This is a genomic window from Parapedobacter indicus, from assembly GCF_900113765.1.
GTDB lineage: Bacteria > Bacteroidota > Bacteroidia > Sphingobacteriales > Sphingobacteriaceae > Parapedobacter > Parapedobacter indicus.
The window spans coordinates 263,204-283,703 of sequence record NZ_FOQO01000002.1 but is presented as its reverse complement, the minus strand read 5'-3'; the positions used below and the strand labels follow the sequence as shown (position 1 = coordinate 283,703).

General features: G+C 50.9%; 19 protein-coding genes. 16 read left to right on the top strand and 3 right to left on the bottom strand.

The genetic code is table 11. The features are described 5' to 3' along the window. Positions 1–37: 37 nt before the first annotated feature. From BMZ56_RS04930 to BMZ56_RS04865, 14 genes are read left to right on the top strand one after another with little or no spacing between them, the layout of a single operon-like run. On the top strand, positions 38–1,255 hold the full coding sequence (locus BMZ56_RS04930) for a cupin domain-containing protein (RefSeq protein ID WP_090624921.1): 1,218 nt from the start codon (positions 38–40) through the stop codon (positions 1,253–1,255). A 31-nt stretch (positions 1,256–1,286) separates the two neighbouring features. Then, positions 1,287–2,321: a sugar phosphate isomerase/epimerase family protein gene (locus BMZ56_RS04925; protein WP_090624918.1), complete on the top strand. Its 1,035-nt coding sequence runs from the start codon at positions 1,287–1,289 to the stop codon at positions 2,319–2,321. Between the two features lie 47 nt (positions 2,322–2,368). After that, positions 2,369–3,523 (top strand): Gfo/Idh/MocA family protein, encoded by a 1,155-nt coding sequence (locus tag BMZ56_RS04920; protein ID WP_090624915.1) that lies wholly within the window; start codon positions 2,369–2,371, stop codon positions 3,521–3,523. A gap of 29 nt (positions 3,524–3,552) precedes the next feature. Continuing rightward, entirely contained in the window at positions 3,553–4,347 is a 795-nt protein-coding gene (locus tag BMZ56_RS04915; RefSeq protein ID WP_090624912.1) for a 3-keto-disaccharide hydrolase, read from the top strand. A 14-nt stretch (positions 4,348–4,361) separates the two neighbouring features. After that, complete coding sequence (locus tag BMZ56_RS04910; protein ID WP_090624909.1) at positions 4,362–5,270, top strand: EboA domain-containing protein; 909 nt, start codon at positions 4,362–4,364, stop codon at positions 5,268–5,270. 3 nt (positions 5,271–5,273) lie between these two features. Beyond that, positions 5,274–6,254 (top strand): TatD family hydrolase, encoded by a 981-nt coding sequence (locus tag BMZ56_RS04905; protein WP_090624905.1) that lies wholly within the window; start codon positions 5,274–5,276, stop codon positions 6,252–6,254. 6 nt (positions 6,255–6,260) lie between these two features. After that, on the top strand, positions 6,261–7,148 hold the full coding sequence (gene eboC, locus BMZ56_RS04900; RefSeq protein WP_090624903.1) for a UbiA-like protein EboC: 888 nt from the start codon (positions 6,261–6,263) through the stop codon (positions 7,146–7,148). A gap of 8 nt (positions 7,149–7,156) precedes the next feature. Beyond that, positions 7,157–8,317 (top strand): 3-dehydroquinate synthase, encoded by a 1,161-nt coding sequence (locus tag BMZ56_RS04895; protein ID WP_090624901.1) that lies wholly within the window; start codon positions 7,157–7,159, stop codon positions 8,315–8,317. A 1-nt stretch (position 8,318) separates the two neighbouring features. Next, the gene (gene eboE / locus BMZ56_RS04890; RefSeq protein WP_090624899.1) at positions 8,319–9,539 is read left to right on the top strand and encodes a metabolite traffic protein EboE; all 1,221 of its coding nucleotides are present in this window, start codon (positions 8,319–8,321) and stop codon (positions 9,537–9,539) included. Further along, positions 9,536–10,888: an alkaline phosphatase family protein gene (locus tag BMZ56_RS04885; protein WP_090624897.1), complete on the top strand. Its 1,353-nt coding sequence runs from the start codon at positions 9,536–9,538 to the stop codon at positions 10,886–10,888. The genes eboE and BMZ56_RS04885 overlap by 4 nt, the downstream gene beginning before the upstream one ends. 53 nt (positions 10,889–10,941) lie before the next feature. After that, entirely contained in the window at positions 10,942–11,796 is an 855-nt protein-coding gene (locus BMZ56_RS04880) for an alpha/beta hydrolase (protein WP_218146465.1), read from the top strand. A gap of 14 nt (positions 11,797–11,810) precedes the next feature. Beyond that, positions 11,811–13,235, top strand: coding sequence for a sulfatase (locus BMZ56_RS04875; RefSeq protein WP_218146464.1), 1,425 nt, complete (start codon positions 11,811–11,813; stop codon positions 13,233–13,235). A gap of 7 nt (positions 13,236–13,242) precedes the next feature. Then, positions 13,243–14,868, top strand: coding sequence for a sulfatase (locus tag BMZ56_RS04870; protein WP_090624893.1), 1,626 nt, complete (start codon positions 13,243–13,245; stop codon positions 14,866–14,868). Beyond that, positions 14,869–16,956, top strand: coding sequence for a sulfatase-like hydrolase/transferase (locus BMZ56_RS04865; RefSeq protein ID WP_090624891.1), 2,088 nt, complete (start codon positions 14,869–14,871; stop codon positions 16,954–16,956). Here the strand turns inward: BMZ56_RS04865 and BMZ56_RS04860 are convergent. From BMZ56_RS04860 to BMZ56_RS04850, 3 genes are all read right to left on the bottom strand, one after another. Next, positions 16,931–17,299 carry a type II toxin-antitoxin system VapC family toxin gene (locus BMZ56_RS04860; RefSeq protein ID WP_090624889.1) on the bottom strand — a complete coding sequence of 123 codons (369 nt, stop codon included), beginning with the start codon at positions 17,297–17,299 and terminating at the stop codon, positions 16,931–16,933. The genes BMZ56_RS04865 and BMZ56_RS04860 overlap by 26 nt on opposite strands. 3 nt (positions 17,300–17,302) lie before the next feature. Continuing rightward, positions 17,303–17,545, bottom strand: a complete 243-nt coding sequence (locus tag BMZ56_RS04855; RefSeq protein ID WP_090624887.1) for a hypothetical protein — start codon at positions 17,543–17,545, stop codon at positions 17,303–17,305. Between the two features lie 96 nt (positions 17,546–17,641). Continuing rightward, on the bottom strand, positions 17,642–18,517 hold the full coding sequence (locus BMZ56_RS04850; RefSeq protein ID WP_090624885.1) for a helix-turn-helix transcriptional regulator: 876 nt from the start codon (positions 18,515–18,517) through the stop codon (positions 17,642–17,644). Positions 18,518–18,799: 282 nt separating this feature from the next. Between BMZ56_RS04850 and BMZ56_RS04845 the strand changes: the two genes are divergently transcribed. Together BMZ56_RS04845 and BMZ56_RS04840 are read left to right on the top strand one after the other, a co-directional pair. Continuing rightward, the gene (locus BMZ56_RS04845; protein WP_090624882.1) at positions 18,800–19,615 is read left to right on the top strand and encodes a phytanoyl-CoA dioxygenase family protein; all 816 of its coding nucleotides are present in this window, start codon (positions 18,800–18,802) and stop codon (positions 19,613–19,615) included. Next, positions 19,615–20,457 carry a hypothetical protein gene (locus BMZ56_RS04840; protein WP_090624879.1) on the top strand — a complete coding sequence of 281 codons (843 nt, stop codon included), beginning with the start codon at positions 19,615–19,617 and terminating at the stop codon, positions 20,455–20,457. The genes BMZ56_RS04845 and BMZ56_RS04840 overlap by 1 nt, the downstream gene beginning before the upstream one ends. Positions 20,458–20,500: the final 43 nt, after the last annotated feature.

The following is a 20,500-nucleotide window of genomic DNA, read 5'->3' as shown; positions in this document are numbered from 1 at the left end:
AATAAATAGATTTAAACATAAATTATCAAATCATTACATGGAAACAAGTAAGTTAGCAAAGAGTTCATTGGAACAGGGAGAGGGAATACTGCGCTTGGCTCCGACGTGGGTGCCTCGGTCATTCTGCGTACCGGGCCGTCGGATCAAACTTCATCCCGACGATTACTATGTTCTCGGGGGAGCACGTGGAGGTATAGACGAGCGTTGGTTTTCATCCACAACCCCAGCGAAAAATGGTCCGTTGACGGGAGAAAACGAGGGACTGAGCCCGGTGGTTTACGAAGAGGGGGGACGTACGCAGCAATTCCTGCTGAAGGATGCCGTCGACGAACTGAAAGGTGAACTGATTGGTTCCCGCCTTTGGGATGAATACCAAAGCTGGCCAATTTATTCGAAATTCTTTGATAACATGGGGCCGCTTCCCCATCACGTACACCATAACGACGAAAAGGCGGCACTCATCGGACAAAAGGGGAAGCCCGAAGCATATTACTTCCCGCCGCAGCTGAATAACCACGGCGGCGACTATCCATACACCTTTATCGGTTTGGCACCGGGTACGACAAAAGACCAGATCCGCGAGTGTCTTGTCAACTTTACCAAGGGCGACAATAAGATTACAAATTATTCGCAGGCATACCGCCTGGAGCCGGGCACGGGATGGGACGTTCCTCCAGGGCTGCTGCACGCACCGGGAAGCTTGTGTACCTACGAGCCGCAGAAGGCTTCGGATGTGTTTGCCATGTACCAGTCGCTGGTGAATGAGGCCATCATCCCTGAAGAATTGCTGTGGAATGGAACACCGAAAGACCGAATCGGCGACTTTGATGAATTGATCGATGTGCTGGACTGGGAGTTGAATCTCGATCCAAATACCATGCAAAACCGGTTTATGGCGCCTCTTTCGGTACGGAACGAAGACGAGATGCGCGATGCGGGTTATGTTGAAAAATGGATATGTTACAAGTCGGATGCCTTCAGCGCGAAGGAGCTGACGGTATTACCGGGAGCAACGGTGACGATCCGGGATGCTGCAGCGTATGGGATGATCATGATGCAGGGACATGGAACCATGGGCGTATGGGACATCGAAACACCGGCACTGATCCGTTACGGCCAGCTGACGTACGATGAATATTTCGTGAGCGAACGCGCGGCACAGGCTGGGGTGAAGATTGTGAACCTATCGAAAACAGATCCGATCGTCATGCTAAAGCATTTCGGTCCGGGCAATCCAGACCTGGTGTTGGCTTAAATTTTAGTTAAAGAGATAAAGAAAAAGAGATATGGATACAAAAAACAATTTTCCGAAGCTTCACAATGCGACGTGGCCGGGAATCGTAGGTAAGGGCGAAGGTTCCGAACCCGTGATTCCGTTTGATGATCTGTTGGCCTACACGGCGGCAGCGGAGGTGAATGGAGTGAAATTTGACGGTGTGGATATTGGATTGTTGGAACCACACGTAAACATCAATGGCGGAAAAGAAGAAGTGGAGCGACTGGCGGAGAAAGTCGCTGGTCATGGCCTGAAGATCGGTTCCCTGGTGGCGCCTATCTGGGCAGGGTCCGCCATGGGAAGTAAAGAAAGCCGTACCGTATTTGTTGACATGGTGCGTAAGGCCTGTGAATTCGGTCAACAGTTGCGTGAGATGGGCATCCGGCCCTATGGTGTAGTTCGTATCGACTCCTCGAGTTCACCGGCAGATTGGGCCAAAGATCCGGCTGGAAATACCAAAATAATTGCCGAAACATTCCGCGAGGCGTGCGACGTGGCGGCAGACTATGGCGAAAAGCTGGCCGCCGAAGGAGAAATCTGCTGGGGAGGCATGCACAGCTGGCGGACCATGCTGAATACATTGGAAGCGGTTGACCGACCCAACATGGGCTTCCAGGCGGATATGTCGCACACGTTCCTGTATTTGCTGGGGTATAATCAGCCCGAAGACCGGATTCTGCCCGTAGATTTTGAGTGGAGTGACCGCCAGGCCCTGGAAGAGGGACTGCAAACGCTTACCAAGGCGTTACGTCCTTGGACGATTGATTTCCACGTAGCTCAGAACGATGGGACGGTTTTCGGGTCAGGTTCACACGACAAGACAGGGCGCCACTGTTTGCCCAACGACCCGAATGGGAAGTTGAACATCGCACACGACGCCGGGTATTGGTTGCGAGACGAGAAGGGCGAGTTAACGAAAGCATTTAAGCACATCTGTTGGGACGGATGTATGTTCCCCAACGAGGTGTTGCATAAACAACAGACATGGAATGATATCCTGGCAGCGTTGATCAGCGTCCGTGAGGCGCATGGCTGGCAGGAATAAGACAGAAGAAACAAAACGGAACATAACTAGCTAATTTCCAGAAAAAAATGAGTAAAAAAGAGTTAAGAATCGGATTAATTGGTTGTGGATTCATGGGCAGAACCCATTCCAATGGGTATAACCGCGTACCCAATTTTTTTCCTGACCTGGAATATCAGCCGGTATTACAGGCTGTGTGTTCGCGCCGGGAAGAAAAAGTAAAAGCATTTGCTGAACAATGGGGATTTGCATCGTACGAAACCGACTGGCGGAAGTTGATTGCACGCGACGACATCGATGCCGTGGATATCTGCACCCCGAACCACCTGCATGCGGAGATTGCCATTGCCGCCGCAGAAGCGGGCAAGATGGTGCTGACGGAAAAGCCGTTAGCCCGAAACCTGGAAGAGTCCAAAAAAATGGTGGATGCCGTGGAAAAGGCCGGAGTTGCGAACACCGTATGGTATAATTACCGGCGGCTGCCTGCGGTTACGCTGGCAAAGAAAATCATTGCTTCAGGCAAACTGGGTAAGATTTTCCACTACCGCGCCAATTTCCTTCAGGATTGGACCATCAATGCCGATCTTCCCCAAGGGGGGGACGCGGCCTGGCGGATGGATGTGGACGTGGCAGGGTCGGGAGTTACCGGCGACTTGCTGGCGCATTGCATAGACACCGCAATGTGGCTCAATGGTGGGATTACGGAAGTTTCTGCAATGACGGAAACGTTTGTGAAGGAACGCGTACACAACGATACCGGCAAGCTGGAACCGGTCGGAATAGACGATGCCTGTATTTTCCACTGCCGGTTTTCAAACGGGGCATTGGGGCTGTTCGAGTCTACCCGGTATGCCCGCGGGCACAAAGCGTTGTATACCTTCGAAATCAACGGTGAACATGCATCGATCCGCTGGGATCTGCACGACCTGAATCGGTTGGAGTATTTCGACAACGGCGTTGATTCGGATGTGAAAGGCTGGAGTTCGATCCATGTCACAAATGGCGATCATCCTTATATGGATAAGTGGTGGGTGCCGGGATTGGGAATCGGTTATGAGCATAGTTTCGTGCATCAGGTGGCCGATTTCATGAAAAGCCTCGAGACTGGCGAACCTTGTCAGCCGAATTTCCAAAATGCATACGAAACGCAAAAAGTATGCGAAGCAGTGATCGATTCCGCTAAGTCGCGCAGTTGGAAGACGACAGACGTGACGCTTGACTGAAACGTTATTTATTTTTAATTCAATCAGATATGTTGAAACCAAAAAATATCCTCCGGGCCCTGAAGGGCATCGGAGGATTTGTTTTATTAGCTGCATTCCTCGTAAACTGTACCTCTGGGGGCAGTCAGGAAAATAAGCAGGCCGAATCCGAATCACAACCGGAGTTTATTGATCTATTTGACGGTAAAACGCTTTCTGGATGGCGGGGCGACACTTCGCTGTGGCACGTGGAGGATGGGGCGATTGTAGGCGAAATCAAATCTGGTAAGGAACTGGAGCGGAACTCGTTTATCATTTGGGAGGGCGGACGCCCCGGAGATTTTGAATTGATTACGGAATACAAACTGACGGGAAAGGGCAACAGTGGCTTTAACTACCGCAGTGAGGAGCTGCCGGATCTTCCGCATGCCTTGCGTGGATACCAGGCAGATATTGACGCGGCGAATACGTACACCGGACAGAATTACGAAGAACGCGGCCGTACCATTCTGGCGTTTCCCGGCCAGCAAATGCGCCTCCCGCCTGTGGATGGTGAGATCAGCGACTACGCGAAGGGAAATATCTGGACGGCCGGAGAAGAGACCGGTTCGCTGGGCGATCGGGATTCCCTGAAGGCACACATTAAAACGGAAGATTGGAACGAACTGCGCGTCGTAGCCAAAGGAAATCACCTGCAACATTATGTCAACGGTATATTAATGAGTGATGTGACAGATGATGACGAGAAAAATCGTAAATTTGAAGGCTTGATGGGATTTCAGGTGCACGTGGGTCCACCGATGAAGATCGCCTACAAGAACATACGGTTTAAAAATCTTGAATAGGAGTTGCTTGTTTGATGAAGGATGAAGTTGATTTAACTAATAAACGTGATACGGATGCCGAACGATTAGCCAATCAGATCGTTCGGCACGTATCCGACGAAGAATGGGGTGTTTTAACAGATCAAATCAACCAGCTAGCCAACGATCCACAACCGAATACGTTGGCAAGGGTTTTTACCGCTATTCCGCGTACGATACGATCGGCCGACAAAGATTTGCGAATTACGTTTGACGAAACGGCGCCCGTCAACTCCGATCAATTGCCGCTTCTGGTAAAAGACTGGTCGCTGGCGAGATTGGTGCGGGTTTGGGTGCTCATGAACCTTCCGGCGCTGGAGCAGCAGGCTTACGTTTCGTTGATCGATCGACTGTTTAAATACGGTGAAATGGAAGAATTGGTAGCGCTCTATTCAGCACTGCCTATTTATCATGATCCCGCGGCATGGAAACCTCGCTGCACAGAAGGCATCCGAAGCAACATGGCACCCGTGCGGCAGGCCATTATCCTTAATAACCACTACCCGAGTCGGTTTTTGGATGAGGGTGCTTGGAATCAGCTGGTATTGAAAGCGTTTTTTACGGATGAAGATATCCCGCAAATTATCGGGTTAAAAACGCGTAACAACGCGGCACTGGCGGGCGCGCTGGTAGATTATGCGTACGAACTTCATGCAGCTAAAAGGAACATCAATCCGTTCCTGTGGGTATTGGTCGCGCCATTTTTGGACGACCGTGCGTACCGGCTCATGGAGCAGCTGATACAAGAAAGCGAGCATCGGTCTACACGTAAAGCAGTTGCATACGCATTCAGCGCAAGCAGCTTTGCGCCAGCAGCCGATTTTATCAAAGAAAATAGCGAATTAACGGATTTATTGGATACAGCCGATACACCATGGGACGGCTGGTTGGATCAAACGGATTAAGACATGTGTAATTACAGTGAGCGCGATCGGGCATCGATGGGAGAGCGGGTGGCCCTGGATTTGGATTTGGTAAAAGGGTTCCGTTTTTTTGACCCGCATATTCACATGGTGTCGCGAACGACCGACGATTACCAGGCCATGGCGGATGCCGGTGTGGTAGCGGTCATCGAACCTGCCTTTTGGGTAGGACAACCCCGTACCGGGATTGATACGTTCAGAGACTATTATAGCAGCTTGATTGGGTGGGAACGTTTCCGGGCCTCGCAGTTCGGGATCAAACATTTCTGTACCATCGGGCTGAATTCCCGGGAAGCAAACAACGAAGCCCTGGCCGAAGCGGTCATGGAACTGCTGCCCTTTTTTATTTACAAAGAAGGGGTGGTCGGTGTTGGCGAAATCGGTTTTGACGACCAGACGGCGGCCGAAGAGAAATATTACCGGCTACAGCTGGAACTTGCCAAAGACGCCGGGCTTCCTGTACAGGTACATACCCCGCACCGTGACAAAACCAAGGGGACATCGCGAAGCATGGACATTGCGCTGGAACACGGGCTGGACCCAGGTAAAGTTATCATTGATCACAATACCGAAGAAACCGTTAAAGAAGTGTTGGAGAGGGGCTTTTGGGCGGCCTTTACCATCTATCCGTTTACCAAGATGGGCAACGAGCGGATGGTCGAAATTGTCAAGCAATACGGTCCGGAACGGATCTTGGTTAATTCTGCGGCCGATTGGGGAATCAGTGATCCATTGGCAGTACCCAAAACTGCTGCGTTGATGGTTAAAAGCGGAATTCCCAAGGAAGTGATTGAGCAGGTGTGTTTCAAAAATGCCGTTGCGGCTTTTGGGCAAAGCGGACAGCTGGATGAATCAATGCTGACTGAAAGTATGGTGATTGATCAGGGGCAGAAATTTGAGGGGAATTCCATCTTGCGCGGCGGACAGCAGCCGCGGAGAGATGCGGGGTCGATCATTATATCGTAGTCACAGATGGGAAAACTAAAACCGTATCTGCAATTGATGCGGCCGGCAAATATTGTAACGGCTATTTCGGATGTGTTGGCCGGTGTGGCCATTGCGTTGCTGTTTGTGCCCGATGGATCGACGCTGGATGGACTGGTTTTGATGGCACTGATCATCGCTACCGTCGGGCTTTATGGCGGCGGCGTCGTGTTCAATGATGTGTTTGATGCCCAACTGGATGCGCGCGAGCGGCCCGAGCGGCCCATTCCCAGCGGTAGGGTTTCTGTACGCGGTGCGGCAACATTAGGAATCGTTCTGTTTCTCATCGGCGTTGCCGCCGCCAGCACGGTGGGCATGTTGCCGTCGATGATTGCATTCGCCATTGTGGGGATGTGCTTAGTTTACGACAAGTGGGGTAAGCACCAAGCGGTCGCAGGTCCATTGACCATGGGTTTATGTCGTGGACTCAATCTGCTGCTGGGTATAAGCTATTCAGGGCTGGCGCTGGAACAGGTCTGGTTCCTGGCGTGTGTACCCGTTATTTACATCGCGGCCGTGACAACGATCAGCCGGGGTGAAGTACACGGTGGGCAGCGCACACCTTTACTGGTTTCGGCCCTGTTGTATGGGGTTGTCGTTGCATGTATTGTGGCATTTGGTTTGCATTACCAAGGCGGTATACTGGCCATCGGAATGGTGCTGCCGTTTCTCTTATTTGTATTCCCGCCGTTGGCCAAAGCCCTCCGGACGCTCGAAGCAAGCGATGTCCGGAAATCTGTTAAGCACGGCGTGATCGGGTTGATTTTTATGAACGCCGCTTGGACGGCAGCCGCGGGGATGTGGGGGTTGACGTTTGCCGTCCTGTTGTTGTTTCCGGTATCCATTTGGCTGGCTAAGCTATTTGCCGTTACTTAATTTGTGTTATGAAGTCCATTATTAAACAGAAATTTTCGGTTTCTTACCAATACGATATTCATTTTACTTCGGGGTTATTTACACCCGAAAACAGGTTGCTCAGCGATTTTTTTATCGCACAGGCGGATGGAGCTGTTCCCAAACTGTTGGTGGTGATCGACGAAGGAGTCGTCACCCATCATCCGGCACTCGTAGAACGGATACGGGATTATTTTGGCTCCGAATCTGCGGTGCAGTTGATCGCGGATGTGCTGCTGGTTCCCGGTGGGGAAGCGGTTAAAAACCAATGGGAACCTGTCGATCGCATCATTGAATCGGTAAACCGATATGGCATTGATCGGCATTCATACATCATGGCCATCGGGGGTGGGGCAGTACTTGACGCGGTGGGATACGCGGCAACCGTTGCGCATCGGGGAATCCGTCATCTTCGGGTACCGACAACTGTCCTCTCTCAGAATGACTCGGGAATGGGTGTGAAAAACGGTATTAACTACCGGGGCAAGAAAAATTTTATCGGCACGTTTAGTCCGCCGGTGGCCGTATTCAACGATAACCTGTTTTTGTTGACATTGAATGACCGGGCGTGGGTGTCGGGTATTTCCGAGGCGGTAAAAGTCGCATTAATCAAGGATGCTGCTTTCTTTGACTGGATTGAAAACCATGCCGCAAGCCTTCGCCGCCGCGATAGTGAAGCAATGGATTACCTCATCTTCCGTTGTGCGGAGCTGCATCTCCAGCATATTGCCGGTGCAGATCCATTTGAATTCGGTTCTTCCAGGCCCTTGGATTTCGGTCATTGGAGCGCACATAAGCTGGAACAGCTTTCTAATTTCGAGGTGCTGCATGGCGAGGCGGTGGCCATTGGCATTGCCCTGGATACGGTATATTCGGCCATCATCGATATGCTTCCTCCTAGCGATGCACAGCGGGTACTTACCGTCTTACAGGAACTGGGGTTGCCGATTTTTCACCCGCTGTTGGAAAGTGCCGGCGGGGGGCATCCCTTGCTGGCCGGTTTGGAAGAGTTCCGCGAGCACCTGGGAGGGCGCCTTACGATCATGCTGCTCAAGGCAATCGGTCGTGGTGTGGAAGTACATGAGCTGGATAAAGAGAATGTATTGCGGGCGGCTGCGGCCTTGCAAGAGGGCGTTAATTTAGTGAGTTGATATGATTACGGCGTACGGACAGTTAACCTATTGTACCAATATCCATGGAGGCGAAGCATGGGATCAGCATTTTGAGTCGTTGAAGATGCATTTCCCGAAGATCAAGCAGGCGGTGTCTCCCGCACAGCCGATGGGCATCGGGTTGCGGGTAGCTAATCTGGCCAGCACCCTACTGATCCAACCGGAACGGTTGGATGAATTTAAAAATTGGCTGACGCAGGTAGGTGGTTATGTATTCACCCTAAATGGGTTCCCTTTCGGGGCTTTTCACGATACCAGGGTCAAGGCGGAGGTCCATACACCCGATTGGACAACGGCCGAACGACTTCAATACACTAAGCGGTTATTTGCCATCCTCACCCAACTGCTGCCCGAAGGGATGGATGGCGGTATCTCCACCTCGCCACTGGGGTACCGGCATTTGTACAACCACGATGAGACAGTGTGGCGGGACATGCGGAAACGGGCGACGGTACATATGATCGATGTGGCGGCTTACTTGCATCGAATCCGGGAGGAGCAAGGCAAAGAACTTCATTTGGATATCGAGCCGGAACCAGATGGTGTATTGGAAACGGGGCCGGAATTTATTGAATGGTTCACCCAGGAACTGGTACCCACGGGAGTGAAGCATTTCTCGGAACAATTGGGGATGGCACCGGAAGAGGCAGAGAAGGCATTGAAACGGCATGTACGTGTTTGTTACGACGTTTGCCATTTTGCGTTGGGCTATGAACGCCATCGCATGGTCGTTAATGACCTCGACCGGCACGGAATAAAAATAGGTAAATTCCAGATCAGCGCAGCCCTTAAAGTGCATTTGCCGGAAAAAGGGGCAGACCGTGCGGCAATTGGTGCCGCATTTCAGGCGTTCGACGAGCCTACTTACCTGCATCAGGTCCTTGCCAGACAGAAAAATGGAGAAGTGCGCCGTTATAAAGATTTACCCGATGCACAGGATGCATTACAGGATCCGGACACCGAGGAATGGCGGTCGCATTTCCACGTGCCGGTATTTCTGGAAGATCTAGGGTTGTTGCAATCGACACAATCGGATATTCAGGAAGTATTGGCCATCCAGCGGGAACACCCGGTAACCCGTCATCTGGAAGTGGAAACGTATACCTGGGGTGTATTGCCCCACGAACTGCAACTGCCTATCGCAGACTCTATTTCGCGTGAACTGCGTTGGGTGCTCCAAGAAATGGAAACAAGATCATGAATAAGACCGTTGTTTTGGACGTCGTAGGCTTATCGTCTGCGTTGGTCGGCGATCACACGCCCTTTTTGACAGCCTACCTAAAAAGAAATCAGTTAGCGAAAATTAAGCCGATGCTACCCGCGGTAACCACGGCCGTGCAAACCACGTACGTGACGGGCCGCTGGCCAGCCGAACACGGTATTGTGGGCAACGGATGGTACGATCGTACGGACAGCGAAATAAAATTCTGGAAGCAGTCCAATAAACTCGTGGAGTCCGAGTCTATCTGGAATACCGCTAAGCGTATGGACCCTGCTTTTACCTGTGCGCAGCTTTTTTGGTGGTACAATATGTACTGCGGAGCGGATTATTCGGTAACCCCGCGCCCCAACTACCTAGCCGATGGGAGGAAGATGCCTGACTGCTATGCGTATCCCGCGTCATTGCGGGATGAACTGCAGGCGAAATTCGGCCAGTTTCCGCTGTTCAGTTTCTGGGGGCCGGGAGCAAATATTGCGTCGTCTCAATGGATTGCAAATGCGGCCATGTATGTTGAAGAAAAATACAGCCCAACGCTGAGCCTGGTTTATTTGCCACACCTGGATTACTGCCAGCAGAAGTTCGGTCCGGATCTGTCAAAAATAAGCAGGGAAGTGGCGGAGATCGATGCATTGCTGGAGCGCCTGATCGGATTTTATGAGCAGCGGGGAGCCAATGTGATTGTATTATCGGAGTACGGCATTGTACCTGTATCGCGCCCGATACACATCAACCGGATCTTGCGCGAGGCCGGCTTGCTGGGTATCCGCGTGGAGCGCGGATTGGAATTGCTGGATGCCGGGGCTTCCCGGGCGTTTGCCGTGTCCGATCATCAGGTAGCCCATATCTACACGGAAAGCGAAGAAGTGAAGCAGCAGGTCAGGCAGCTGTTGGAAAATGTACCGGGGATTGAGCAGCTATTGGACGGCACGGGTAAAAAAGAGGAACACATCGACCACGAGCGGGCAGGTGATTTAGTCGCCGTAGCGAAGCCCGATAGCTGGTTTACGTATTACTTCTGGCTGGATGATAAAGTCGCTCCGGATTATGCACGCGTGGTGGATATTCACAAAAAGCCGGGGTACGATCCCGTGGAAATGTTTATGACGTCCAAAGCGCGTGCCGCCTACAAATTGCTGCGCAAGAAGCTCGGCTTCCGGTATGTGCTTGATGTCATCCCGTTGGACGCTACCTTGGTAAAAGGTTCGCACGGGGCTGTCCGCGTTTCGGAAGATTACTATCCGGTGTTAATCACCCGAAAAAGCCAGGAAGCGGCCGTAGTGGAACCGATTGAAATTAAAGAGATCATCCTGAACAGTATTTTCGCATAACAGGGCGTCTTTGTCTTGTCTGCTTTTGCTTGCACCCTTCATTGATGATCCCTATGAGCATTAAACGATTCCTTATCTTTTTCGTGATCGGTATTCCGTTTTTTGCGTTTCCGCAAGACAGTGTGCGGGTGCTTTATAAACAGGCCGATACCGCATTGCTATATATGGATGTCCACTACCCATCCGGCTACCAAGAGGCCGCTGGGCTTCCCGCCATGGTGTTTTTTTTCGGCGGAGGTTGGAACTCCGGGTCGATCCAGCAATTCAGACCACATGCTGAACATTTCACGAAACGGGGGATGGTGTGTTTCCTGGTCGACTACCGGGTACTGAAGCGCCACGGTACTACACCGTTTGATGCGCTGACCGATGCCAAGTCGGCCATGCGGTACCTTCGTAGCCATGCGGCCGACTTCCACATCCATCCGGACCGCATCGTGGGGGCCGGTGGATCGGCAGGAGGGCATCTCGCCGCTGCCACGGCCCTAATCGATGGTCATAATGATCCCGGCGACGACCTTTCGGTCAGCTGTAAGCCCAATGCCCTCGTGCTGTTCAATCCGGTGATCGACAACGGTCCCGACGGATATGGATATGAGCGGATCGGTGATGCGTATACCGGTTTTTCGCCCATGCATGCGATACAGCGTGGAGCGCCACCTACGTTGTTCATGGTGGGCACGCAAGACCGTCTGATTCCCGTGGCTACGGCCCAGCGTTACCAGCAGCTCATGGAGGACGTAGGTAGCCGTTGCGACCTGAAACTGTACGAGGGGGCCACCCACGGCTTTTTTAATTTCAACAAAGGACAACGGTATTATGCGCAGACATTACGTGCCGCAGACGACTTTCTGGTTTCCCTGGGGGTATTGAAACCGGATGAAAAAAGCTCGCTGGACCTTCACTAGCCAACGTGATAGCCATGATATACTACAAAAAGCCACCCTTCCAACTTCACTGCCGCAGTCTTTGGCTCGCAATGCTTCTCTGGATCATCCTTCCGGCACACGCTGCCCAGGCCCAAGATGAAAAGCCCAATATTGTGCTCATCCTGATCGACGACATGGGATGGAAAGATGCCGGTTTTATGGGGTCGGATTTTTATGAGACACCTCATATTGATCAGCTAGCCAAGGAAGGCAAAGTGTTCACCAACGCATATGCCGCCGCGGGCAACTGCGCACCCAGCCGGGCGTGCCTTTTATCGGGGCAGTATACGCCAAGGCATGGTGTATATGCGGTTAATTCAACAGATAGAGGACCTAAAGAAAAAATGCGCCTGACACCCACGCCGAACAGCACGGTTCTTCCCGCTGAAAATTTTACCGTTGCCGAGGCTCTCAAGGCCAATGGATATGCCACCGCGATGTTCGGGAAATGGCACTTAGGGGGCGGCGCCGGCACGCGCCCTTCGGATCAGGGGTTCGATGTAGGTGCCGAGATGAAGGTGCCAAAAGAAAAGGAGTTTAAGGAAACGAACGATCCGAAAGGCATTTACCGGATCACAGAAGACGCCTGTGCGTTTATGGAAGCCCATAAAGACGGCCCATTTTTCCTCTATGTAGCCCATCATGCCACCCACATGGCCATCCAGGCCCGGGAAGAATGGTATGACCACTTCGGAAAGAAACCGAAGGGGACTTTGCACGGTGATGATCGGTTTGCGGCGATGAATGCCCAGATGGACGATGGCGTGGGGCAGCTGCTGGAAAAGATCAACGCATTGGGAATCGCGGATCGCACGCTCGTCATCTTCATGTCTGACAACGGCGGCCTGCCCCGTTCCTCCCAGCACCCCCTCCGGGCGTTTAAGGGTGCATACTACGAGGGCGGTATCCGGGTTCCGCTCATTGCCCGTTGGCCGGGAAAGATCAAAGCGGGGTCAACTACCGATATACCGGTGTTAAATACCGATCTTTATCCTACTTTTGTAGAACTGGCAGGGGGTAAGCTGCCGACAGATAAGGTGCTGGATGGCGAAAGCCTGGTGGAGATATTTGCGGGAACCGGTTCTTCCGTGAGAAAACCAAAATTCTGGTTCTTTCCCGGTTACCTGGACAAGGCAGATCCGGGAGCAAGGGATACCGATTTCAGGACCCGGCCGGTTACCGTGGTACGGAAGGGCGACTGGAAACTACTGCTTTACCACGAGGAATGGTTGCTGGATGGGGGTAGGGACCGCTTGTCGACAAACCGGGCCGTTGAACTGTATAATCTTCGTAACGATATAAGTGAACAGCATAACCTCGCTAACGACGCGATTGAAAAACGTGATGAGCTGTTAACGGATATCCTGGCCTGGCATGAGCAGGTGGATGCAAAACTTCCCTTAACCGTTAAAAAGTAGGTACAAGATGAAACATACGATTTACTATCTGTTGGTTACCATGATGATCGGCCTGGACGCTTTTCCACTGGACGTTCGGGCACAGGAAAAATCGTTGCGGCCTAATGTCGTTTTCATCCTCGCGGATGACTTGGGTTACCGTGATCTGAGCTGCACCGGAAGTACTTATTATGAAACACCCCACATTGACCGCATTGCCGCGGAAGGCGCGGTATTTAACGCCGGATACTCCGCATGCCAGGTTTGCAGCCCCTCCCGGGCCAGTATCATGAGCGGGAAATCGCCCGTTCGACATGGGATTACCGACTATATCGGTGCCCGGCATGGAACCGATTGGAGAAAACAAGGACGTTACAGTAAACTGTTGCCGGCAGCTTATGGCACGGCCTTGCAGCACGACTTTGTAACGCTCCCCGAGGCGCTGAAAGCCGCCGGATATAAAACCTTCTTTGCAGGCAAATGGCACTTGGGAAGCAAAGGGTCGTGGCCGGAAGATCACGGCTTCGAGATCAACAAAGGGGGCTGGGATAGCGGCAGTCCAAAGGGCGGTTACTTTTCCCCCTGGGAAAACCCAAATTTGGAAAACAAAGTACCTGGAGAAAACCTCACCATGCGCTTGGCAGAAGAAACAGCTACGTTTCTGCGGGCGAATAATCCCCGCCAAACCGGGCAGCCGGTATTTGCATTCTTATCGTTCTATGCTGTGCATGGTCCGATACAGACCACTCGGGAGAAATGGAACAAATATAGACAGAAAGCCCAGGATCAGGGGATTGCTCCAAAGGGATTCGAAATGGGGAAATACCTTCCGATGCGGCAAGTGCAAGACAATCCGGTATATGCCGGACTGGTTGAAACGATGGATGACGCAGTGGGTGTGGTGTTAGCGGCACTGGATGAGGCTGGAATGGCGGAAAACACGATTGTAATATTTACTTCGGATAACGGCGGGGTATCGGCCGGGGATGCGTTCGCTACGTCCAATCTGCCACTTAGGGGCGGCAAAGGATACCAGTTTGAGGGTGGTATCCGTGTTCCCTATTTTATCAAAGCTCCCGGGCTGACCGAAGGTGGCAAGTACTTCGCCACGCCGGTTACCGGCATGGATTTTTATCCGACGATACTGGATTTGGCAGGGTTGGCGTTGCATCCCGAAGCACATACGGATGGCGTGAGTTTGCGGCCGTTGCTGGAGGGAAAGCCCGCGGCCGAGCGATCACTCATCTGGCACTATCCGCACTATGGTAACCAAGGCGGGGAACCGTCCTCCATCATTCGAAAAGGCGATTGGAAACTTATTCATTATTATGAAGATGGTCGGGACGAACTCTATAACCTGGCGACGGACCCCGGGGAGTTGCAGGAGGTGTCATCCGCGCATAAAGAGCAGGTAACGGCACTTGCTGATGAACTGCAGGCCTATTTGCAGACACATGGGGCCAGCTATCCGATTCCCGACCCGGAATACGACGCAGCCAGGGAACGTGATTACCTGAAGGGGGTGGCAAATAAGCGGCTTCTGCAGTTGGAGCGGCAACGGATGGAATTTTTGTCGCCGGATTTTGACCCCGGTGATGATTGGTGGGACAGCGAACGGACAACTTATAGTGAAAAACCAATTAACTTACCCTAAATGAATAGCGAAAAAATACATTTTTTGATCGTTACGGGGATGCTAGTCGGGCTGATCAGCACGGTAGACCCCGTTATTGGACAGCAACTGACGCAAAAACCCAACATCATTTTTATCCTGACCGACGATCTCGGCAGCGGCGACATCGGCGTTTTCTTTCAAAATCAGCGGAAGGATGGACAGCCCCGCTTATACACGCCATCACTCGACCGGATGGCTGCTGAAGGAGCGATGCTTACCCAACACTATTGTGCCGCACCCGTTTGTGCACCCTCCCGTGCGTCTATCCTGTTGGGTAAAACACAGGGGCATGCCAATGTACGCGATAATCAGTTTGACAAAGCGCTGGAAGACAACTATACCATGGCCAGCGTGTTAAAGGAAGCTGGGTATGCAACGGCTGCCATTGGCAAATGGGGGTTGCAGGGCAAAGGCAAGGGACCGGACTGGCCTGCACATCCATTGAAAAGGGGATTTGATTATTATTACGGATACATCCGGCATAGCGATGGGCACGAACATTATCCCAAAGAAGGGCCGCACAAAGGCCCTAAAGAAGTGTGGGAAAACAATACCGAGGTAAGTGCAGGGTTAGATAAATGTTATACCGGAGATCTCTTTACAGCGGCTGCAAAAAAATACATCAAGGATCACCAAAATGGCCCCGATTCCGATAAGCCTTTCTTCATGTACTTAGCATACGATACGCCACATGCCAAGTTGCAGCTGCCTACACAGGCCTATCCGGCCGGGGGTGGACTGCGTGGCGGGATGCAATGGGTGGGTAAACCGGGACACATGATCAACACGGCTTCGGGCGAGATCGATTCATTCATGGATCCGCAATATGCAGATGCTACGTATGATGATGATGGTAACCCAGCGACCCCCGAAGTGCCCTGGCCGGATACCTATAAGCGGTTTGCGTGTGTGAATAAGCGGATTGACCAACAGGTTGGTGACCTGCTGCAACTCCTGGAAGACCTGCATATCGACGAAAATACGCTGGTGGTCTTTACCTCTGACAACGGTCCTTCGCAGGAAAGCTACCTGCCGAAAGAGGAATTTGTGACCTATGAGGCAGACTTTTTTGATAGCTTTGCGCAATTTGATGGTATCAAGCGGGACCTGTACGAGGGAGGCATACGCACATCCACGATTGTCCGGTGGCCGGGAATGATTCCCGCCGGTAAAATCATCGACCTTCCGAGTGCATCGTACGATTGGTTGCCTACGTTTGTGGATATGGCTGACTTGTCGGCTCCGGTGGGTGTAGATGGCGTGTCATTAGTCCCCACACTTACCGGTAGGGGCAAACAGGCACAGCCGTTAATTTATTCGGAATATTTCCATCCATCACGCGTACCTGCGTATCCCGATTTTGTTCCGGAACACCGGGGAAAACGGCGGGGGCAAATGCAGCTCATCCGGTTAATGGATTATGTAGGCGTGCGTTATGACGTGCAGGATGCAGACGACGATTTTGAGATCTATGACATCCGAAAGGATCCGCAGCAAACAACCAATAAAGCCGATGATCTGCCGGAACTCCAAGAACAGATGAAAGCGCGCGTATTGCAGGTACGTAAGTCTGATACCAGTGCCGCCCGCCCATATGACAATGCGCCGGTACCCGCCGTAACGATAACGGGATTAACGCCCGGGCTAACGTTGTACGTGGAAAAAAGCCGTACTCCTTGGATACCGCAGGCATCCGACACAGTGCCAGCTCATCATGTAACAGGACTGACAGGTCAAACTCCGGAGTCTTATCAACCAGATGACGTTTTGCTTTACAAAGGATATATCCGGATTCCGGTGGAAGGAGCATATACGTTTTCCCAGGATTCCGAAGGACAATCTTTTCTGAAAATACACCAGATTCAGGTAATCGACAAAGATTTTAATCCAATGGCAAAGAGCGGTTCTGTAGTATTAGCTGCGGGGCTGCATCCCATCGAATGGTATGTAAAGCGGTCTGCCGGGGCAGACCCTCAAAATACAGGGCTGATATGGCAGGGACCGGATGGAACCAAACAACAGGTGCCGCAGGAGTGCTTTTTTACATCAACTGGATACCGGGAATAAAATTAAAGTCCTTGGTATTGTAGGTATAAAGCGGAATTTGATGGATGACTGCGGAGGCCCCGATAATGGCATCCGGTATTTGCAGTCCGTGGCTTAGTTTAAATTTTTCTATCAATTCTGTTGCCAGAACTGAAATAACGTTGTCGATCTCCACGACATCATAATACTTGATTTTCCTTTTTATTTGTGCCAACTCTGTCTTATTGCCCATGCCTTGGTAGAGCTCCATCACAGTGATAGCTGAAAGCACTATCTGTTCCAACCCGATTAACTGTAGCCGGTCTATGGTTTCCTGCCTGCCATTGAAGGCATGGATAAATATATTCGTGTCACATAAAACCATGGCTTATTTAACGGACGGATTTCTTTGCCAGGCAACCTCGCGGATATTTTCCAATGTTCTCGGTCTACCGGCCCAGATGCCAAACAATGCATTAGGGTTAATTTTCTTATTTCCCTTGCTTATTTTGGCAGCGGCATCCAAACCAATGGAAGGAATCACATTAACCGTATTTATCTTAAATGTCTTAAATAAAGCTGATAGCTTTTCCAAGTCATTCTTATTGTCTATTTCAATGGTGATTCTCATGATAAACCTTATTTATACTCACTAATCGAGACACTACAAAGTTACTATATTAACCCGAACTTGTAAAATATCCCCGTGTCGAAACCTGTGCGCCGGTTACACAGAAGAGCCGCGTAGCGTTTTAGGCGAAATCCCAAACTTCTTTTTAAATAGCCGTGAAAAATAAAACGGTGAATCAAAGCCCGTATGGTAACCGATTTCCGTAACCGTGAGATGCGTGGTTTTTAGGAGTTCTTCGGCCTTATCTAAACGAAGATCGAGGTGGTATTGATTGGGAGATTTACCGGTAAGCCGTTTAAAGGACTTTCTGAATTTTGAATAGCTGATTGGAAATTCTGCGGCTAGATCTTCCATGCGAATGGGGTTCGCAAGTTCACTCTGAAGGGTAAGTATGGCTTTGGATACCCAGATAGATTCCGGATCGTTGTCTGTTTTCTCGGTGAGGTTGATCCGATTGAGCAGCCCGATAATTTGCAACGTGGTGCCCGCGATGATTTGCTGGTAACCCATTTGAGCCTGTGAAACCGTACCCAATAACTGGGTAAACGCAGCCATGATATCTTTGCTCAATCCTGTCTTGATGAACGGAGACCGGGGGTCGAAGAGGCGGTTCATGACATGTTGCGGATAATTGCCATTAAAGCCGACCCAATATTCTTCCCATCCGAATGCGGGATCGGGCTTGTACCGGTGCCAAATACCGGGGAATAAGAGGAAGCACATGCCCGACTCGATAACCTGGGGCGCTGTGTTAGCCGATTCAAATACGCCACGTCCGCTGGTGATAAAGACGATGTAATACCCATCCAGGATGCGTCCTTTATTCCAGGAAAAGACATGATCCTCCGGGTGCTGGCTCACGTCTGGATATTGGGTATGCTTGTCTATTTTATTGTAACCAACCGTGGTAACATAGAAGCCCAAATCGCGGTCGATGTCTCGTATATGTAGGTATTTGTGGTAATTATTCATCGTTGGTTTGTTCAATCAGCGTATCAAACTTAGATAAAATACTTTTATATGCAACATAACTATATTGCATATAAAAGTATTTTATCGATCTCTCCTTTGCCTTTGGAAGACGACTTTTAAAAAGGAAACATACCAAATCAATTGCTATTTATCAATATTAACGCGTAAGTAGGAGGATAACCGGAAATGTCAAAAAGTGCAAAGAAACGTTAGAATCTGTCATTTGATCTATCCAGTATAAAGCGATATTTGTGACGTAGATTTACCAATTGTAAGAAGATTATGAATACCGACTTGAGCAAAGAGCAGCTAGATTTTTATCGCGAAAACGGCTACGTGATTGTGGAGGATTTTTTGAATGCCGAGGAATTGGAGCATTGGCGCCAAGTGGTTACTCAGGCTATCAAAGAGCGTAACGGCCTGAAAATGCCGGGTAAAGAAGTGCGCCTCGGCGATGATGATGGCATCAATGAAGACGCGGCTTACTTCAATAACGTATTTGACCAATTATTGAACCTGTGGCAGACCAGTGAAGAAATGAAACAGTTGATGGTCGATGAGCGGATCGGTAAGATGGCGGCTGATTTGGCCGGGGTGGATGGTATTCGCATCTGGCACGACCAGGCGTTGATCAAGCGTCCTTGGGCTAACCCGACCTCTTGGCACCTGGATACGCCGTTCTGGTCGTTTTCCGATCGGCAGGCGTTGTCAATCTGGGTCGCATTAGACGATGCAACGTTGGAGAATGGATGTTTGTTCTTCATTCCGGGGTCACATAAAACAACGACGTTTGAGAACGCAGGTATCGGGAAGAACATGGGCGGTATTTTTGAAGTTTACCCCGAATTTAAGCAGACAAAATCTCATCCAGCGCCTATGAAAGCCGGTAGCTGCTCCTTCCATAATGGATTAACCATTCACGGCGCGCACGCCAATATGACCCCCGGATTCCGACGGGCAATGACCTGCGCGTTTATGCCGGATGGAAACACTTACAACGGGATACCCAATATTCTGCCCGACGAATACGTGGAGACCCTCAAGGTAGGCGATCTATTGAACAATGACGAACAAAATCCGCTCATTTACAAACGCTAATGCAAATCGATTTTTATTGTCCGCGTTGGGGCTCGGAGCAGATCGGATGGCCGCAATTTGGGGCGCAGGTGAAGCAGGAAGGCTTTGTAGGCGTGGAGGTTTTCCCATTGGGCGATAAGCCCAACAATACGGATATGGTTAAAGTCCTTGGCGATGCAGGCCTGTCTTATATTCTGCTTCATGCCGAGCTTCAAGAAGGGAAGGATTTCAACCGCTATATCCATGCATTGGAGCGCAACCTCTACGCGTTGTTGGAATATCAAAACCAGGATGCAAAGCCCGAGTTCATTGTTACTCAAACCGGACGGGAATATTACAGCAGGGAACAGATGGAAGCTTGTTTTGCGATCTGCGACCGGATTAGCCGCGAGTCTTCCATTAAAATTATTCAGGAGACACACCGCAACAAATGGTCGTTTGCGGCGCATGTTGTCAAAGATTACCTGATGGAATTCCCCTCCCTGGAGCTTGCGCTTGATTTTTCGCATTGGGTTTGCGTTTCGGAAAGCTACCTGGAAGATCAGGAAGAAGCAGTTAAGTTGGCCATCCGGCATGGCCGGCATCTGCATGCCCGAGTAGGCTTTCTGGAGGGCCCCCAGGTTACCGATCCGCGTGCACCCGAAAATGAGGAAGCGTTGAAGCATCATCTCGCATGGTGGGATCAATGGATAACCCATTTAACGGAAATCGGTGCCGATCGTGCCACCATTACGCCTGAGTTTGGCCCTTATCCGTATATGCAATACCGCCCCTTTACAAAGCAAACCCTTGCCAGTCAATGGGAAATCAATTGTTGGATGCGACAGATGCTGAACGAACGGTACCAAACACATACAGGATAGTGTAGACGGCAGTTTTTGGGAGAAATACTTTTATTGTGAACTC

Coding starts and splice junctions, on each gene's coding strand:
- BMZ56_RS04930 (WP_090624921.1), top strand. CDS start 38: ATGGAAACAAGTAAGTTAGCAAAGAGTTCATTGGAACAGGGAGAGGGA.
- BMZ56_RS04925 (WP_090624918.1), top strand. CDS start 1,287: ATGGATACAAAAAACAATTTTCCGAAGCTTCACAATGCGACGTGGCCG.
- BMZ56_RS04920 (WP_090624915.1), top strand. CDS start 2,369: ATGAGTAAAAAAGAGTTAAGAATCGGATTAATTGGTTGTGGATTCATG.
- BMZ56_RS04915 (WP_090624912.1), top strand. CDS start 3,553: ATGTTGAAACCAAAAAATATCCTCCGGGCCCTGAAGGGCATCGGAGGA.
- BMZ56_RS04910 (WP_090624909.1), top strand. CDS start 4,362: ATGAAGGATGAAGTTGATTTAACTAATAAACGTGATACGGATGCCGAA.
- BMZ56_RS04905 (WP_090624905.1), top strand. CDS start 5,274: ATGTGTAATTACAGTGAGCGCGATCGGGCATCGATGGGAGAGCGGGTG.
- eboC (WP_090624903.1), top strand. CDS start 6,261: ATGGGAAAACTAAAACCGTATCTGCAATTGATGCGGCCGGCAAATATT.
- BMZ56_RS04895 (WP_090624901.1), top strand. CDS start 7,157: ATGAAGTCCATTATTAAACAGAAATTTTCGGTTTCTTACCAATACGAT.
- eboE (WP_090624899.1), top strand. CDS start 8,319: ATGATTACGGCGTACGGACAGTTAACCTATTGTACCAATATCCATGGA.
- BMZ56_RS04885 (WP_090624897.1), top strand. CDS start 9,536: ATGAATAAGACCGTTGTTTTGGACGTCGTAGGCTTATCGTCTGCGTTG.
- BMZ56_RS04880 (WP_218146465.1), top strand. CDS start 10,942: ATGAGCATTAAACGATTCCTTATCTTTTTCGTGATCGGTATTCCGTTT.
- BMZ56_RS04875 (WP_218146464.1), top strand. CDS start 11,811: ATGATATACTACAAAAAGCCACCCTTCCAACTTCACTGCCGCAGTCTT.
- BMZ56_RS04870 (WP_090624893.1), top strand. CDS start 13,243: ATGAAACATACGATTTACTATCTGTTGGTTACCATGATGATCGGCCTG.
- BMZ56_RS04865 (WP_090624891.1), top strand. CDS start 14,869: ATGAATAGCGAAAAAATACATTTTTTGATCGTTACGGGGATGCTAGTC.
- BMZ56_RS04860 (WP_090624889.1), bottom strand. CDS start 17,299: ATGGTTTTATGTGACACGAATATATTTATCCATGCCTTCAATGGCAGG.
- BMZ56_RS04855 (WP_090624887.1), bottom strand. CDS start 17,545: ATGAGAATCACCATTGAAATAGACAATAAGAATGACTTGGAAAAGCTA.
- BMZ56_RS04850 (WP_090624885.1), bottom strand. CDS start 18,517: ATGAATAATTACCACAAATACCTACATATACGAGACATCGACCGCGAT.
- BMZ56_RS04845 (WP_090624882.1), top strand. CDS start 18,800: ATGAATACCGACTTGAGCAAAGAGCAGCTAGATTTTTATCGCGAAAAC.
- BMZ56_RS04840 (WP_090624879.1), top strand. CDS start 19,615: ATGCAAATCGATTTTTATTGTCCGCGTTGGGGCTCGGAGCAGATCGGA.